Source organism: Urechidicola sp. KH5, from assembly GCF_054661455.1.
Window position 1 is genome coordinate 536432 of record NZ_BAAFSW010000001.1, and the last position, 18468, is coordinate 554899.

The 18468-nt window shown below is 35.3% G+C and carries 15 protein-coding genes; 7 read left to right on the forward strand and 8 right to left on the reverse strand.

All coding sequences use genetic code 11. From position 1 onward, the window contains the following. Nucleotides 1–51 precede the first annotated feature (51 nt). From ilvA to ACYQ5R_RS02505, 6 genes are all read right to left on the reverse strand, one after another. On the reverse strand, nt 52–1311 hold the full coding sequence (gene ilvA / locus ACYQ5R_RS02480) for a threonine ammonia-lyase IlvA (RefSeq protein ID WP_460189322.1): 1260 nt from the start codon (nt 1309–1311) through the stop codon (nt 52–54). A gap of 23 nt (nt 1312–1334) precedes the next feature. Further along, entirely contained in the window at nt 1335–2813 is a 1479-nt protein-coding gene (gene ilvC / locus ACYQ5R_RS02485) for a ketol-acid reductoisomerase (protein ID WP_460189323.1), read from the reverse strand. Nucleotides 2814–2844: 31 nt separating this feature from the next. Further along, nucleotides 2845–3360 (reverse strand): acetolactate synthase small subunit, encoded by a 516-nt coding sequence (ilvN, locus tag ACYQ5R_RS02490; RefSeq protein ID WP_460189324.1) that lies wholly within the window; start codon nt 3358–3360, stop codon nt 2845–2847. A 7-nt stretch (nt 3361–3367) separates the two neighbouring features. Beyond that, the gene (gene ilvB, locus ACYQ5R_RS02495) at nt 3368–5062 is read right to left on the reverse strand and encodes a biosynthetic-type acetolactate synthase large subunit (protein ID WP_460189325.1); all 1695 of its coding nucleotides are present in this window, start codon (nt 5060–5062) and stop codon (nt 3368–3370) included. Nucleotides 5063–5068: 6 nt separating this feature from the next. Then, the gene (gene ilvD, locus ACYQ5R_RS02500; RefSeq protein WP_460189326.1) at nt 5069–6754 is read right to left on the reverse strand and encodes a dihydroxy-acid dehydratase; all 1686 of its coding nucleotides are present in this window, start codon (nt 6752–6754) and stop codon (nt 5069–5071) included. 370 nt (nt 6755–7124) lie between these two features. After that, nucleotides 7125–8654: a hypothetical protein gene (locus ACYQ5R_RS02505; protein ID WP_460189327.1), complete on the reverse strand. Its 1530-nt coding sequence runs from the start codon at nt 8652–8654 to the stop codon at nt 7125–7127. Between the two features lie 151 nt (nt 8655–8805). Here ACYQ5R_RS02505 and ACYQ5R_RS02510 point away from each other — a divergent pair, with 151 nt between their 5' ends. The 5 genes from ACYQ5R_RS02510 (at nt 8806) to galE (ending at nt 14106) form a co-directional block, all read left to right on the forward strand. After that, complete coding sequence (locus ACYQ5R_RS02510; protein WP_460189328.1) at nt 8806–9966, forward strand: 2-isopropylmalate synthase; 1161 nt, start codon at nt 8806–8808, stop codon at nt 9964–9966. Between the two features lie 90 nt (nt 9967–10056). Next, the gene (gene epsC, locus ACYQ5R_RS02515) at nt 10057–10842 is read left to right on the forward strand and encodes a serine O-acetyltransferase EpsC (RefSeq protein WP_460189329.1); all 786 of its coding nucleotides are present in this window, start codon (nt 10057–10059) and stop codon (nt 10840–10842) included. 24 nt (nt 10843–10866) lie between these two features. After that, entirely contained in the window at nt 10867–11748 is an 882-nt protein-coding gene (gene cysM / locus ACYQ5R_RS02520; RefSeq protein WP_460189330.1) for a cysteine synthase CysM, read from the forward strand. A 111-nt stretch (nt 11749–11859) separates the two neighbouring features. Then, on the forward strand, nt 11860–13008 hold the full coding sequence (locus tag ACYQ5R_RS02525; RefSeq protein WP_460189331.1) for a DegT/DnrJ/EryC1/StrS family aminotransferase: 1149 nt from the start codon (nt 11860–11862) through the stop codon (nt 13006–13008). An 87-nt stretch (nt 13009–13095) separates the two neighbouring features. Beyond that, on the forward strand, nt 13096–14106 hold the full coding sequence (galE, locus tag ACYQ5R_RS02530) for a UDP-glucose 4-epimerase GalE (RefSeq protein WP_460189332.1): 1011 nt from the start codon (nt 13096–13098) through the stop codon (nt 14104–14106). Between the two features lie 53 nt (nt 14107–14159). Here the strand turns inward: galE and fabD are convergent, their stop codons facing one another. Continuing rightward, a complete protein-coding gene (fabD, locus tag ACYQ5R_RS02535; protein ID WP_460189333.1) occupies nt 14160–15047 on the reverse strand; it encodes an ACP S-malonyltransferase in 888 nt (295 codons plus the stop codon). An 88-nt stretch (nt 15048–15135) separates the two neighbouring features. On the opposite strand from fabD, the gene ACYQ5R_RS02540 reads away from it, so the two are divergent. Next, on the forward strand, nt 15136–15825 hold the full coding sequence (locus tag ACYQ5R_RS02540) for a queuosine precursor transporter (protein WP_460189334.1): 690 nt from the start codon (nt 15136–15138) through the stop codon (nt 15823–15825). Between the two features lie 32 nt (nt 15826–15857). Here ACYQ5R_RS02540 and ACYQ5R_RS02545 read toward each other — a convergent pair whose 3' ends face one another. Continuing rightward, entirely contained in the window at nt 15858–16655 is a 798-nt protein-coding gene (locus ACYQ5R_RS02545; protein ID WP_460189335.1) for a DUF2797 domain-containing protein, read from the reverse strand. Between the two features lie 45 nt (nt 16656–16700). On the opposite strand from ACYQ5R_RS02545, the gene ACYQ5R_RS02550 reads away from it, so the two are divergent. Beyond that, the gene (locus ACYQ5R_RS02550; RefSeq protein ID WP_460189336.1) at nt 16701–18227 is read left to right on the forward strand and encodes a GH3 auxin-responsive promoter family protein; all 1527 of its coding nucleotides are present in this window, start codon (nt 16701–16703) and stop codon (nt 18225–18227) included. The last annotated feature ends 241 nt before the right edge of the window (nt 18228–18468 follow it).

Here is an 18468-nt window from a genome sequence, read left to right on the forward strand (position 1 = left end):
AACAAAGGTAAGTTGTTTTGCAATTTTAGAAAAATGAGTTACTAAAAAGAATTACGCAATAAACTCAAACAAACGTTCGTCTTTATTTAGGTATTTTCCCAAAAATCCTAAAGTCTCCATTCTTTGGAGTAACGGCTCAAAAGCATTGGTGTTTTTTAACTCTATACCCACCAGTGCCGTTGATGTAGAACGCTGATTTTTTTTAGTATACTCAAAGTGAACGATATCGTCATTGGGCCCTAAAACATTAACCACAAATTCTTTCAAAGCTCCTGGACGTTGAGGAAATTTCACCAAAAAATAGTGCTTCAATCCTTGGTATAACAGCGCTCGTTCTTTCATTTCTTCCATACGGGTAATATCGTTATTACCACCACTCACAAGGCAAACCACTGTTTTTCCTTTTATAGTTTCTTTTAGCAATTCTAAGGCTGAAATACTTAAAGCTCCTGCTGGCTCAACTACCAATGCATTTTCGTTATACACCTTTAAAATAGTACCACAAATCAAGCCTTCATCTATTGTTAAGATCTCATCTAGCAAATCTCGGCAATATTCAAAATTCTGATCACCAAGCCGCTTAACAGCAGCACCATCAACAAATTTTTCTATTTGATCGAGTTCCGTATTTTCTCCTTTTTCTAAAGACACTTTTAGAGATGGAGCACCAGTGGGCTCTACACCTATAATTTTGGTTTTAGGGCTCAAATACTTAAAGACGGAAGCAACACCTGAAGCCAATCCACCACCTCCAATTGGCAATATTAAATAGTCAATTGATTCTTGTGCATCATCTATCAATTCTAGACCAACTGTGCCTTGACCTGCAATTACATCGATATCATCAAAAGGATGAACAAAACTGCTTTTATTAGTTTCACAGAATTCTTTAGCAGCTACAAAACTTTCATCAAAAGTATCGCCAACCAATTCTATCTGAACAAATACACCACCAAACATTCTTACTTGCTGTATCTTCTGCAGTGGTGTGGTTACAGGCATAAAAATTACCCCCTTCACTTTTAATTCGTTACAAGCAAAAGCGACTCCTTGCGCATGATTGCCAGCACTGGCACAAACAATTCCGTTTCGCAATTGCTCTAATGAAAGTCGGCTAATTTTATTGTATGCTCCTCTAAGCTTATAAGAGCGCACAACTTGAAGATCCTCTCGTTTAAAATAAATATTAGCACTGTAGGCTTCAGAATAAGACTGAATAAACTGTAAAGGTGTTGCTTTCACAACACCTTTAATATTCTCACGCGCCTCTTTTATTAAAGAAAGTGGCACTATGTTTCTTTCTTTCGCCATAGCGTTAACCTAAACAATATAAACTAAGAAACAATCTTTTTCATATCAGTCATTGATTGACGTAATTCGAATCCAACATATTCCACTGGGTGGTTACGTATAGCATCGTTTACCTCAATTAATGTTTTATTATCTACTCCGTTACCATTACCAGCACCGTAAGCCGTACCAATAATATCTGTATCTACCGTCTTCATGAAATCAGCTAATAATGGCTTACAAGCATGATCAAATAAATAACAACCATACTCAGCAGTATCAGAGATCACACGGTTCATTTCAAACAATTTCTTACGTGCAATTGTATTTGCAATAAGAGGTGTTTCGTGCAAAGACTCGTAATAAGCAGACTCATCAATAATTCCAGCATCCGTCATAGCCTCAAAAGCTAACTCAACACCAGCCTTTACCATTGCAACCATAAGCACACCATTATCAAAGTACTCTTGCTCAGAAATTTCAACATCTGCAGCAGGAGTTTTCTCAAAATTTGTTTCACCAGTAGCAGCTCTCCAAGTTAAAAGATTTTTATCATCATTTGCCCAATCTTCCATCATAGTTTTTGAGAAATGGCCACTCATAATATCATCCATATGCTTCTGGAATAACGGACGCATGATATCTTTTAATTCTTCTGCCAATTGAAAAGCTTTTACTTTTGCTGGGTTAGAAAGACGATCCATCATATTTGTAATTCCACCATACTTCATTGCCTCAGTAATTGTTTCCCAACCATACTGAATCAATTTAGAAGCATAGCCAGCATCAATACCTTTCTCCACCATTTTATCGAAACACAGAATAGAACCTGTTTGTAACAAACCACATAAAATAGTTTGCTCACCCATTAAATCTGATTTTACCTCAGCTACAAAAGATGATCTTAGAACACCTGCTCTATGACCACCTGTACCAGCTGCATATGCCTTTGCTTGCGCAAAACCAATACCTTGAGGGTCGTTTTCTGGGTGCACTGCAATTAGTGTTGGCACACCAAATCCTCTTTTATACTCCTCACGCACTTCAGAACCTGGACATTTTGGCGCAATCATAACCACCGTTAAATCTTTACGAATCTGCATCCCTTCTTCAACAATATTAAATCCGTGAGAATACGATAACGTAGCCCCCTCTTTCATTAATGGCATTACAGCAGAAACAACAGCAGTATGCTGTTTGTCTGGAGTTAAATTAGATACAAAATCAGCCGTAGGAATTAACTCATCATAAGTACCTACAGTAAATCCGTTTTCCGTTGCATTTAAATACGATTGTCTTTTTTGATCAATCGCTCCTTGACGCAATGCATAAGAAACATCTAAACCAGAATCACGTAAATTCAATCCTTGATTTAATCCTTGTGCTCCACACCCTACAATAACAATTTTCTTGCCTTTTAAAGCATTTACACCGTCAGCAAATTCTGAACGGTCCATAAATTCACATACACCCAATTGTGCTAATTGTTCTCTTAAGGTTAGGGTGTTAAAATAATTTGCCATTTTTTCTAAATTTTAAAATGTTGTGTTGTGATTAATATTTTAATAATTCTGAAATTTTCATTTCTTCTTTTGAAACCGAAATTCTACCTGATCGTACAAATTGCATAATACCATAAGGTTTTAAAGCATTGTATAACGCTTGAATCTCTCTTCTTCTTCCAGATTTTGAAAGAACAAAAAACTCTCGCGACACCGTTACAATTTCAGCATTGCTTTCTTTAATTATATTTTGAATTTGACGCTCGTCAAACAACAAACTTGAGGCAATTTTAAATAATGCTGATTCACGGTAAATAGTTTCATCATTCGTATGATAAAACGCTTTAATTACCTCAACTTGCTTTTCAATTTGCCCAACAATCTTCTTAACGTACACTTCTGTAGTTCGCACCACAATTATAAAACGAGATACATCTTCAATCTCAGATTCAGATACGGTTAAACTTTCAATATTGATATGACGCTTTAAAAAGATGCCCGAAATACGATTTAACAATCCTAAATGATTCTCGGAATAAACGGATATTGTAAATTTATTTTCTTCCATGACTTGCTTAGCTTAATCTGATATCCGAAACTGATGCTCCAGTTGGTATCATTGGGAATACATTATTTTCTTTCTCTATACATACTTCTAAGAAATAGGCGTCCTTAGACTCCATCATTTCTTGAACGGCACCTGCTAAATCTTCACGCTTTGTTACTCGATTTGCCGGAATATTATAACCTTTTGCAATTGTTATAAAATCAGGATTCACCATCTCTGTAGATGCATAACGCTTATCAAAGAACAACTGCTGCCATTGGCGTACCATTCCTAAAAATTCGTTATTTAAAACTACTATTTTAACTGCCGTTTTGGTTTGGAAAATCGTTCCCAATTCTTGAATGGTCATTTGATATCCACCATCTCCAATAATTGCAACAACTTCACGATTTGGCACTCCCATTTTTGCCCCAATAGCGGCTGGCAATGCAAATCCCATAGTTCCTAATCCACCAGATGTAATGTTACTTTTTGTTTGACTAAACTTGGCATAACGACAAGCAAACATTTGATGCTGACCTACATCTGAAACAATGACCGCATTATCACCAGATGCTTTATTGATTTCCTCCAACACCTCTGCCATGGTCATCCCTTCTTTTGTTGGATATAAATCGTCTTTGATTACTTTTTCGAATTCAACTTTATCTTTTTCTTTAAACTCATTTCTCCATGCTGAATGATCTTTTTCTTCTATCAATGGTAAAATTTGAGCCAAAGTATCTTTTACATTACCTAAAACGGCAACATCAGTCTTCACATTTTTATCTACTTCAGCAGGATCTATTTCGAAATGAACAACTTTCGCTTGTTTTGCATAAGTGTTTAAATCACCTGTTACACGATCATCAAAACGCATTCCTAATGCGATTAAAACATCACATTCATTGGTTAAAATATTGGGAGCATAATTTCCATGCATCCCCACCATTCCAACATTTAATGGATGACTCGTCTCTAAAGCAGACAATCCCATAATGGTCCATGCTGCAGGAATATTTCCTTTCTCAATAAATGCTTTTAATTCCGCCTCAGCTTCACCTAAAATAATCCCTTGACCGAATACAATCATAGGTTTTTTGGCGGCATTAATAACATCTGCTGCTGCTTGAACTTTTTCAGGCACTACCTCTGGAACAGGTTTATAACTGCGAACACCTTCACATTTTTTATACGAAAAATCAAACTCTTCAATTTGAGCATTCTTTGTGATATCTACCAATACAGGACCTGGACGTCCTGAACGAGCAATATAGAAGGCTTTCGCCATGATTTCAGGAATTTCCTCAGCACGCGTAATTTGATAGTTCCACTTTGTTACTGGAGTAGAAATACCGACAATATCTGTTTCCTGAAATGCATCTGAGCCTAATAGATGACGCGCCACCTGACCAGTAATACACACCATTGGTGTAGAGTCAATCTGCGCATCTGCAATACCAGTAATTAGGTTTGTAGCACCTGGACCAGACGTAGCCATAGCAACACCTACTTTACCGGTAGCTCTTGCAAATCCTTGCGCCGCATGCGTTGCACCTTGCTCATGTCGTGTAAGTACATGATTCAATTTATCTTGATATTTGTACAATTCATCGTAAACGGGCATGATGGCTCCACCAGGATATCCATACACTAAGTCGGCGCCTTCTTCTAAAAGACAACGTATTACCGCTTCTGCCCCAGTTATTCTTTCTGTACTCATAGTTCTTTAAAATTTATCTGTTACACAACCTTCAGATGCAGATGCCACTGTGTTTGCGTATTTATATAATATTCCTTTTTTGTGCTTTAATGGTGGTGCAGTCCAATTTGCTCTTCTTTCTGCCAATTCTTCTTCTGACAACAATACATTTATTGAATTATCTTCGGCACTAATTTTAATTCTATCACCTGTTTTTAAAAGCGCAATAGTACCTCCTGTTTGTGCTTCTGGAGTAATGTGTCCCACCACAAAACCGTGTGTTCCTCCAGAGAATCGACCATCAGTAATCAAGGCAACAGATTTACCCAATCCTGCTCCCATAATCATAGAAGTAGGCTTTAGCATCTCTGGCATACCCGGACCACCTTTTGGGCCAACATACCTAATGACGACTACATCACCTTTCTCTACCTCGCCATTTCCAATACCAGTATTTGCTTCTTGCTCGCCATCATATACAACTGCCTTCCCTTCAAAATGCAAACCTTCATTACCACTAATTTTAGCTACAGCTCCTTCTGAAGCTAGATTCCCATAAAGTATCTGAAGATTTCCTGATGTTTTTAATGCTTGCTCTTTAGGATAAATCACATCTTGTGAATCTTTTTCAAAAGAAATAGGCTCAACATCGGCTAAATTTTCTGCCAATGTTTTTCCCGTTACAGTCATACAATCTCCATGCAAATACCCATTTTCTAATAAGTATTTCATAACTGCAGGTGTACCTCCAACTCCGTGTACATCTTCCATTAAATATTTACCTGACGGTTTTAAATCTGCAATTAAAGGTGTTCTATCACTTACGCGCTGAAAATCTTCTAATGTAAAATCAATATCAGCAGCATATGCAATTGCTAAAAAGTGCAGTACAGCATTTGTAGATCCTCCTAAAGCATTTACAATAGCTATGGCATTTTCAATTGATTTTTTTGAAATAATATCCAAAGGTTTTAAATCTAATTCTAATAAATTCTTAATTGCTCTAGCGGTGCGCTCACTTTCAGATAGTTTATTAGGATTCTCAGCTGGAATAGAAGAATTATACGGTAATGCAAATCCCATCGCTTCAATTGCCGAGGCCATCGTATTGGCTGTATACATACCACCACAAGCACCAGCTCCTGGAATTGCCCTTTTAATGATTTCTTTGTACTCAGCCTCATCAATCTCTCCCGCTACTTTTTGACCTAAGGCCTCAAATGCCGATACAATGTTTAATTTTCTTCCTTTGTATTTTCCCGATGCGATTGTACCACCATACATCATAATTGATGGACGGTTTAAACGCAACATTGCAATAACTGCCCCAGGCATATTTTTATCACATCCTACTACTGCTACCAATGCATCATAACTCTGAGCATTCATAACAGTTTCCATAGAATCTGCAATGATATCTCTAGATGCTAAGGAGTAGTTCATACCTGAAGTACCCATAGAAATTCCATCACTCACACCAATCGTATTAAACACTAAACCGACTTGACCTGCAATATTACATTCGGTTTTTACCTCATATGCCAAATTATTTAAATGCATATTGCAAGGGTTACCGTCGTAACCGGTACTTGCAATACCCACTTGAGCTTTGTTCATGTCTTCATCAGATAACCCAACAGCATATAACATTGCTTGCGATGCTGGCTGAGAAGGATCTTGTGTTAATCTTTTACTGTGTTTGTTTAATTCCATTGAGTATAGACTTATTTAATTCAAAAATACTTTCAGTTCGTTTAATGTTTATTTTTCTTAAAAATCAATTACAACAGTTAAATGTTGATTGATTCATTTAACACTCTATTTTTCAGGTATTTAAATAATTATATTTTACAGCAATCAAGATTTTTTTTGATTACTAACTTTTCTTTATTCCATAAAAAAACCTTCCTTTTTCAAGGAAGGTCATAATTATATGTGCGATATTCTAACATTCCTATTACTTTCAAGCGATAATAACCACTGAAATAATGACAATAGAAATAATATTTAATACGATGTTTCTCATTTGAGTCAACAAACCTATAAAATTTAGCAATACAATTTACAGGTGGGTGTTATTTTTTCAAATTTTTCTTTTTATGATTTCTGCAATAGGCTTATTCTCAATATTACTCTCTAACCAAGATAATATATCCAAATACAAAAATGAACGCTTTTCATACGGATGATTTTCAAATTGCTTTAGATCTGTATGCAAGTCTCTAAACGCTTGTTTTAATTCACTAGGATACATGTCTGTTAAGCTTCTCAAGAATGAAATCATGCGTTTCTGAACTTCGTGTAAATCATTCAATTTAATTAAAAACTTGAACGTTGACTTGATAAGTTGTTCAATATTTTCATCCAATCCAGCCTCGTAGTGCGCCACTAAATTTAGCACTCTTGAATAGCACAACAAATCCTCACGCAGTGCTAATTCTTTATTAGAAATAATCTTGTTTAAATATAAGATACAGTTTTTATAATCGCCATTACCAAAAAACATACAACCAATCTTGTAATAAAACACCATAATATGATGCTGATCGATTTTACGCTTATAGTTATCTAAAGCTTTTAAAACCTCTGGAACCTTTGTTACTCCATCGACAAATGTTGCAGATAGAAAATGACCATTCAATACATTTTGATAATAATACAATGTAGCTATAGCCATTGTATTTTCATTCTGCATGAATTTCTTCTCTTGGATATCTTCACCAAATTGGGCCAAAACTTTATCGAACCTTTTATAATGCTTGATCATAAAAAGTGATTCTAACAAGTAGTTATATCCTTTTAAATAGAAAACAGGATTCACTTGTTTCATTTCTGGCTTTGCATCGTAAATGTCCATCCATTTTTGCGCATAGCGATAACTACTTACAAAATCTTGTGTAATTAAACTATACCATAAATACGCCTTGTATAAAAAGAGCTTTTCTTTAAAGCCCAAATCAGATATTTTATATTGAGGCAAACGCGCATTAAAATAGTGCATAACTATTTCCAAATCTTCCTCATTTTTGGCATAGCCCTTTCTCAAGAGCCAACTGTACAATTGCAGGGATAGATTAGAAAGCTTACTTGTCATCACATTTTTTAAGCTCAAATTTTTAGCTTCAACAGCTAAACTATCTGCTCGATTACTTAAACTTCGAGTAATGTATTGTGATTCTATGGTTTTCTCAAATTCTACAATTTCATAGGCCAAATTACTTTCTTCATTATCTATAGCAATGTTCTTAGCCTTTGCCAATAATTTTAGACTTTGATTGTAAAGCCCTTTGTTATAAAGAATAGTTGCAAAATCAATTTGCTCTCTAATTTGACTACGCACATTACTATGCAACGGACTCAATTTTAGACTTACTAATAATTGCTTGTATAAATGCGCCTTAGAATTGGAAAGTTGTTGTTTTTTTATGTTGGTTTTTTGAAGTATTACCTTGTCATCGTATGCAGGTATTTTATCCATTACGTTAAATAGGGCAAGAAAATTAGATTCAGCGTTTCCACCCAATCTACCTACATATAATTTGAATTGCCGCTTCTCTGATTTAGACAGTGACTTTATTAATGTAAATAAGGCATCTTTTTTTTCTGTAGCCATTGTAAATAAATGTATTTATTCCCTTTAATACCAAGACTTAAAGCAGTTCAATTCATCCTTGGATATAGTAATAAAATCCATTCAAAATAATTGCATAATGAACTACATTATGTATTTTTGGTAATTCAAAAGTGATAAAAATTATTTAATAATGAGTACAAACCACGTTCAAATTTTTGACACCACATTGCGTGATGGCGAGCAAGTACCAGGATGTAAATTAAACACATCTCAAAAGTTAGTAATTGCAGAGCAGTTAGATTTATTAGGGGTTGATATTATTGAAGCTGGATTTCCTGTTTCAAGTCCAGGAGATTTCAAATCAGTTGAAGAGATTTCTAAACTGGTTAAGAACGCTTCTGTTTGTGGTTTAACTCGTGCTCATAAAAATGATATTAAAGTTGCTGCTAACGCATTAAAATATGCAAAAAGACCACGTATTCATACTGGAATTGGAACTTCTGATTCACACATTAAATTCAAATTTAATTCTACTCCAGAAAAAATTATTGAGCGCGCAGTAGAGGCTGTTGCCTATGCTAAATCTTTTGTAGAAGATGTGGAGTTTTATGCAGAAGATGCAGGGAGAACTGACAACGAATATTTAGCGCGAGTTTGTGAAGCCGTTGTTAAAGCGGGAGCAACTGTTCTAAACATTCCGGACACCACTGGATATTGCTTACCTGAAGAGTACGGAGCAAAAATCAAATACTTAAAAGAAAATGTAGCTGGTATTGATAATGTAGTACTTTCTTGCCACTGCCATAACGATTTAGGTTTGGCCACTGCCAATGCTATTGCTGGTGTTCAAAACGGAGCACGTCAAATAGAATGTACTATTAACGGAATTGGAGAACGTGCCGGAAATACTTCTTTGGAAGAGGTGGTAATGATTATGAAGCAGCACCCTAATTTAAACTTAGATACAAACATCAATACACAAATGCTATTTGGACTGAGTAAATTGGTTCAAGAAAGTATGGGTATGATTGTTCAACCAAACAAAGCGGTGGTTGGAGATAATGCATTTGCTCATAGTTCTGGTATACATCAAGATGGAGTTATTAAAAACCGTGAGACATATGAAATCATGGACCCTGCAGATGTAGGTGTTACAGAATCAGCAATTATTCTTACAGCACGTTCGGGTAGAGCTGCCTTAGCCTACAGAGCTAAAAATATTGGTTACGAATTAACAAAAGACCAATTAGATGCTATTTATCCAGAATTCTTAAAATTTGCTGATGTTCATAAAGAAGTGAATGACGAAGGTATTCATCAAATTATGGATAGCAACAAAGCGTTGTTATAGAATCGTTAAATCTCTACTAGTTTTGTAGATTATTTCAATTATTCCCTTTTTTAATGACTACATTTTGTAGTTTTAACCAAAATTTGGGGAATGACCAAAAACGCAATCATAGACAAAATAATTTCTAATCAAGTTACACCTCAACTTGACTTTAGGATCAAGCATAAAACTGAAAAGTTTACGGAAGATTTATTCTATACCCTTTTTGATACTCAAAGATGCACTGAGCAGAATATTGATCTTTTAGAAACTCACTTCAGGGAAATATACAACATGGCCTGCTTTGATAAGTCGAGACCTTGCAAAGATGTTTGGGATGCTTATTTACACTTGTTCCCCTCTATACTTGAAAAATTAAATTTAGATGCGAAAGCATCTCTAAATTTTGATCCAGCTTCTCGCTCTATTGAAGAAGTATACATTGCATACCCTGGCTTTTTTGCAATTGCAATTCACAGATTTAGTCACGAATTATATTTAATGAATGTTCCATTAATTCCAAGACTCATGAGCGAATACGCACATGGAGTTACTGGAGTAGACATTCACCCAGGAGCCACTATTGGAGACTCGTTTTTTATTGATCACGCTACAGGTATTGTGATTGGAGAAACTACGGTCATAAAAGAAAACGTCAAGATTTATCAAGGTGTTACCTTAGGAGCCTTGCAGGTTAAAAAGAGTTTACAAAACACAAAACGCCACCCTACCGTTGAAAAAAATGTAATTATTTATGCCAATGCCACCATATTAGGTGGAGACACAATTATTGGAGAAAACAGTACCATTGGAGGAAACACGTGGATTACCGAATCAGTTGCATCTAATTGTTTTGTATACCACGTACCTGAAATAAAAATGAAAAAGAAGAAATAATCTCAAACTTACCACATCTATTTCATGAGTATTATCACAGATTTAATCGGCAACACACCTTTAATAAAAACACGAAATATTTTAAATAAACCAGGGGTTGAATTGTATGTAAAATTAGAAGGCAACAATCCTGGAGGAAGTGTTAAAGATCGTGCTGCTTATAATATGATTCGTTCGGCTTTAGATCGAGGCACAATCAATAAAGACACGAAATTAATAGAACCAACGAGTGGCAACACTGGTATTGCCTTGGCTATGATTGCCCAACTTTTTGGATTACAAATAGAATTAGTGATGAGTGAGAGCGCAACTAAAGAACGTGTTCAAACTATGCGAGCGTATGGTGCAAAAGTTACCCTTACCCCAGCTGAACAAGGTATATTAGGTGCTCGTGATTACGCAGAATCTAAAGTTGCTAACGAAGGTTTTTTTATGCTCAATCAATTTGCAAATGATGATAACTGGAAAGCACATTACAAAACAACAGGACCAGAAATTTGGAAAGATACCAATGGTAAAATAACACACTTTGTCTCTGCTATGGGAACAACTGGTACCATAATGGGCACCTCAACTTTTTTGAAAGAGCAAAACAAATCAGTTCAAATAATTGGAGCGCAACCAACAGATGGTTCAAAAATTCCTGGTATTAGAAAATGGCCTGAAGCATACCTTCCTAAAATATTCAATCGCTCAAAAGTTGATCAAATTTTTGAGGTAAGTGAACAAGAAGCGCGAGCCATGGCCAAAAGACTTGCCAAAGAAGAAGGTATTTTCTGCGGTATGAGTAGTGGAGGTGCCGTAGCAACAGCATTAAAACTTGCCGAAAATTTAGATAAAGGTCTTTTAGTAGCTATTATATGTGATAGAGGTGATCGCTACTTGTCTTCTGATTTATTTGAGTAGGGAAAAACACCTACAATCTGTCTCATTACTGTATGATTGGTTTCTACAAATATTGCGAGTTTTCCGCAGTAGATTCCGTATTTTTGCACTACGAATAAATACAGTGGAGCAATGAAAAAAATTCAAATGGTAGACCTTAAAGGTCAGTATGAAAAAATAAAATCAGAAGTAGATTCAGCAGTATTAAATGTTATTGAATCTAGTGCTTATATTAATGGACCAGAAGTTCATGCTTTTCAAAAAGATTTAGAAACATATCTTGATGTAAAACATGTTATTCCATGTGCAAATGGTACAGATGCATTGCAAATCGCCATGATGGGATTAGGTCTTGAACAAGGCGACGAAGTTATTACGGTTGATTTTACTTTTGCTGCAACCGTTGAAGTAATTGCTCTATTAAAACTAACACCTGTACTTATTGATGTTGAAAAAGATACTTTCAACATGAATATTGATGCTTTAAAAAAGGCAATCACGCCAAAAACAAAGGCTATAGTTCCTGTTCATTTATTTGGTCAGTGTGCAAATATGGAAGCCATTTTAGAGGTTGCAAAAGAGCACAATCTTTTTGTAATTGAAGATAATGCTCAAGCTATTGGTGCAGATTATACATTTGCTAATGGTTCTACAAAAAAAGCAGGTACCATTGGAGATGTTGGAACAACGTCATTTTTCCCTTCTAAAAATTTAGGATGTTATGGAGACGGTGGTGCAATATTTACAAATGATGATGATTTAGCACATACTATTAGAGGTATGGTTAACCATGGTATGTATAGAAGATACTACCATGACGTAGTTGGAGTAAACTCTAGATTAGATAGTATTCAAGCAGCTATTCTAAGAATTAAGCTAAGAAATCTTGATACGTATTGTGAGCAAAGAAGAAATGCTGCAAGATATTACAACAATGCATTTGCGAACAATCCAAATATCGTAACACCAACTACTAAAAAATGTGGTGCTATCTGCGAAAACTGTAATTGTCATGTTTTTCATCAATACACATTGCAGATTACAAATGAAAAAAGAGATGAATTACATCAGTATTTGTTAGACAATAATATTCCTAACGCAATATATTATCCAGTGCCATTGCACAGTCAAAAAGCCTATGCAGATGAGCGCTATAACGAAAATGATTTTACTGTTACCAATGAATTAGTGCAAACTGTAATTTCATTACCAATGCATACAGAATTTGATGAAGAACAATTAAAGCATATTACTGATACAGTAAATGACTTTTTAAAATAACTAGTGTCTGAGCGAGGTTAAAGACACATTAAAATAAATTTAATAATCGTCACTTAGACTTCGCACAGTGACCCCCAAAATAAACCAATGAGCAAAACCATACTTGTAACTGGCGGATTAGGATACATAGGTTCGCACACAGTAGTAGAATTACAAAACGAAGGATTTAAAGTTGTAATTATAGATGATTTATCAAATTCGTCTATTGAAGTACTAGACAGAATAACTTCTATTACTGGTATAAAACCAGAATTCGAACAAATCGATTTAAAAGATAAGCAAGCAGTTGCCCATTTCTTTAAATACTATAACATAGATGGTGTTATTCATTTTGCAGCATCAAAAGCGGTAGGTGAAAGTGTGAATGAACCTTTGAAGTATTACGAGAATAATATCTCTACCCTTACCTATGTGCTTAAAGAAATGTTAGCAAATGAGGTAACGAACTTTATTTTTAGCTCATCTTGTACGGTTTATGGTCAAGCAGATGCATTGCCAATTACAGAAGATGCACCTCCAAAACCAGCAGAATCTCCTTATGGTGCAACCAAGCGAATGGGCGAAATAATTATTGAAGATACTACTAAGGCAACGGACTTAAATGCAATTGCCTTAAGATACTTTAATCCAATTGGTGCGCACGAAACTGCTCAAATTGGAGAGTTACCGCTTGGTGTACCTCAAAATTTAGTACCGTTTGTAGTGCAAACTGTGGCGGGTATTAGAAAAGAATTATCAATTTTTGGCGATGATTACGATACTCCTGACGGAACTGCTGTTAGAGATTACATTCACGTAGTAGATCTTGCAAAAGCACATATTGCTGCCTTAAATAGATTGTTAGAGAGAAACAACAAAAAAGCTTGCGAGTATTTTAATATTGGCACAGGTAAAGGAAGTTCTGTATTAGAAATTGTAAATACTTTTGAAAAAGCTACTGGCAAAAAAGTACCTTATAAAATGGCTCCTAGAAGAGCCGGTGATATAACCGCTGCTTATGCAGATACTTCTTTAGCAAATAAAGAATTAGGATGGAAAGCAGAATTAACTTTAGAAGATAGTTTAGCCAGTTCTTGGAAATGGCAAGAAACATTATAAACTAAAAAGCCCATTCTGTTGAATGGGCTTTTTTTTATTTTGACAATAGCTACCTAAAACTCGATAGTTGCACTAGAAGCTTGAACACTTCTGTCTATTTTTCGCATCAATCCAAATAATACTTTACCTGGTCCAACTTCTATAAATTCAGTTCCACCATCAGCAATCATTGCTTGAATACATTGAGTCCATTTTACCGGTCCAGTCAACTGTGCGATTAAATTTGCTTTAATCTCTGCTGGGTCAGACACTGCTTTTGCAACTACATTTTGATACACCGGACATGTTGGTTGGTTAAATGTAGTAGATTCTATAGCTGCCGCTAATTCCTCTCTTGCTGGCTCCATTAAAGGTGAGTGAAATGCCCCTCCTACAGGTAAAACTAAAGCTCTACGAGCTCCTTTTTCTGTTAAGACTTCACATGCTTTATTTACAGCTTCTATTTCACCAGAAATAACCAACTGACCAGGGCAGTTGTAATTAGCTGCAACCACTACTCCATCAATACTAGCGCAAACCTCTTCTACAACTGCATCTTCTAAACCTAAAACTGCAGCCATTGTAGACTCTTGAATTTCGCAAGCCTTTTGCATAGCCATGGCTCTTTTAGAAACCAATGTAAGTGCATCTTCAAAACTTAAAGCGCCATTAGCAACCAATGCAGAAAATTCACCTAATGAGTGTCCAGCAACCATTTCTGGTTTAAAATCGTCGCCTAAAACTTTTGCCATAATCACAGAGTGCAAAAAGATTGCAGGCTGAGTTACTTTGGTTTGTTTTAACTCATCTGCCGTACCATTAAACATTACATCTGTAATCGAGAAACCTAAAATTTCGTTCGCTTTTTCAAACAGTGCTTTAGCCTCTGCTGAATTCTCGTATAAGTCTTGACCCATACCTGAAAATTGTGCTCCTTGACCTGGAAAAATATATGCTTTCATATTTAAATGTTTTATTCTTGTTTAGCGGTGCAAAATTAAGAAATATTATCATCTAATTTTTAATATATTCGTAAATCAATCGTAACCTATGACTCCAAAAAAGAAGGCCTTAGCTTTTAATATATACTTAATACTAGCAGGCATGTTTATTGCCGCTTTGGTGGCATCGAATCTTATTTTTCAAAAATTCTTCTATTGGAATCCGTTTGGGTTGTTCAGATTTGAAATATCTGTTGGTATTTTACCATACCCTATCACCTTTTTAGTAACCGACATCATCTCAGAAATTTATGGTAAAAAGAAGGCGAATCAAGTAGTTGTTGCAGGTATAGCTGCCTCTGTATTTTCTATGGGAATTATTTATATGGCCAATATTGCACCGGCAATACCCAATTCTCCTGTTGACGATGGTACGTTTACTAAAGTCTTTGGCTTATCACCAATTGGCGTACTTGCCTCTATGATGGCTTATCTTTTTGCGCAGTTTATCGATATTCGAATTTTTCATTTCTGGAAAGCAAAAACCAAAGGAAAACATTTATGGTTACGAAATAATTTTTCGACTTTTACTTCGCAGTTTATAGATACATTTACCGTTGTAGGATTACTGTGTATTTTTAAAGTATTACCATGGGAAATGTTTGGAGGATTGCTTTTAAGCGGCTTTTTATTTAAAGTAATAATCGCGGCTTTAGACACCCCAATTCTTTACCTTTTGGTATATATATTTAGAAAAACTTTTGGATTAAAAGTGGGAGAGGAGATTGATTTGACTTAATTCTCAATTGTGTAGAATTGATATAAATCTAATTACTTGATTTTCAAATCTACTACCAACCCTTCATTCGCACGTACATTAAAAACTGTTGCATCTTCAAAAATGAGGTATTGCCCTTTAATCCCTTTTAACACCCCTGTGTAACTTAGTGTTTTCAATAAATTCAAACTTTTTACTTTTTCCGGATATTGAGTTACGGGAAAATTAATCTGAATTTCATCAGAGTTTGCTTTTAGGTAATATTCCTTTACTTCCTCTGGTATATATTGCGCTAATTCTTCTTTTACCTCCACTAAGTTCACATCTTCATTGGATTTGGTTAACATTTTTCTCCAGTTGGTTTTGTCTGCTACATGATCTTTTAAAGCAACCTCAGTCACCCCTGCCAAATACCTATTAGGCACCTCAACAATCTCAATAGCCTCATGTGCTCCTTGATCAATCCAACGCGTAGGAACTTGTGATTTTCTAGTTACTCCAACCTTTACATTACTTGAATTTGCCAAATACACAATGTGAGGTTTTAATTGCATTTCTTTTTCAAATTCCAAATCGCGATCTTCAACTCCTAAATGTGCCTTACTCAACTCAGGACGCATAATCCAATCTCCTGCTCTGGGAGTCTCAAAAAAACAAGATTGACAAAATCCTTGACGGTAAATTTTCTTTTCTAACCCACAATTCAAACATTCATAGGTTTTAAAAGTCAGCGTAATTTCTTTATTTATCAATTGATTCATATGAATAAAATCTGAAGGCATGTCTAAATAGTACTGAACCTCAGACTCTAAGGAAGTCATCATTTTTTTAAGTACTCCTTGATAGGTCATTGTGAATTTGTATTTTTAGCTTTGCTAAAGATAACTAATTAAACTATGCCATTACCTATAGTCAATTCTATTATTTCGTGGTTTCTAAAAAAGCGAAGCCATCAAATGGAGTTGTTTTTAAAGTACCCTATAGATGTACAGCATGAGTTGTTATTAAAATTAGTGAACCACTCTAAGAATACCGTAGTCGGTAGAAAATACAATTTCAAAACCATTGCTAATTACGATGACTTTTCTTCTAGATTACCTATAAACAAATATGAATCTGTTGCGCCATTAATCGAGCGAAATAGAAAAGGTGAACAAAATATTTTTTGGCCTTCCTATATTCAATGGTTTGCAAAAAGTAGTGGTACAACAAATGCCAAAAGTAAGTTTATACCTGTAAGTGATGAAGCTTTAGAAGACTGCCATTTTAAAGCGGGTAAGGATATGTTGTGCTTGTATATTAACAACAATCCAGACACACAACTATTCACAGGTAAAGGACTTCGCTTGGGTGGCAGTTCTGCCATTTATGAAGACAACAATTCTTACTTCGGAGACCTTTCTGCCATCATAATTGAAAACATGCCTTTCTGGGCAGATTTTAGTTCGGCACCAAAACAAGAAGTGGCATTAATGGGTGAGTGGGAAACCAAAATGGAGGCCATTATTGAAGAAACCATCAACGAAAATATAACGAGTCTTGTGGGTGTACCGAGTTGGATGTTGGTTTTATTAAATCGGGTTTTAGAAGTAACGGGCAAAGACAATATTTTAGAAGTATGGCCGAATCTTGAAGTTTATTTTCATGGAGGTGTTAACTTTAATCCATACAGGGAGCAGTTCAAAAAACTCATTCCTAAAAAGGATTTTAAATATTACGAAACCTATAATGCCTCAGAGGGCTTTTTTGCGATTCAAGATCAAAACAATTCTGATGAATTGTTACTGATGTTGGATTATGGCATATTCTACGAATTTATTCCAATGGATGAATACGCCGGAGAAAACTCGAAAGCCATTCCAATTTCGCAGGTTAAACTCAACACCAATTATGCATTGGTTATAACAACCAACGGAGGACTTTGGAGATACTTAATTGGAGATACCATTAAATTTACAAGTCTAGATCCTTATAGAATTAAGATAACCGGAAGAACTAAACATTTTATAAATGTTTTTGGTGAAGAGTTGATTATTGAAAATGCCGAAGAAGCTCTTAAGCAAGCTTGTACAAAAACAAATGCACAAATTCTAGATTATACTGTTGCTCCAATATTTATGAGTGAAAATAAAAACGGTGCTCATGAATGGATGATTGAATTTAGTAAACCACCTAGCAATCTTAATTACTTTACCGAACTTTTAGACAATGCACTTAAGGCAATTAATTCTGATTACGAAGCAAAGCGCTATAACAATATGACACTCGCTATGCCCAAAGTACATTATGCGCGAGAAGGACTGTTCTATGATTGGCTTAAAATGAAAGGCAAATTAGGTGGTCAGCACAAAATACCAAGACTTTCTAACAAACGAAATTTTATGGAAGAATTGTTACAATTAAGCATTGTTACGAGCAACTAAGGCTTCACCTTAATTTCAACAATATCAGCTAAAGGCACAACGTGAATCATTCCTCCAACCAAATATGTAGGGCTCATACCTCTCAAAGTATCATTAGAGACCACCACACTATTTAAGCAAAACCTTGCTTTAGAGCCATTCGTTTTTTCTACATTTAATAAGACAGCCTCTTTTGCACTTTATATAACGACATATCCATTTGATTTTAAATCTCTAGTTCTTTCAAAAGATCGCCACTACA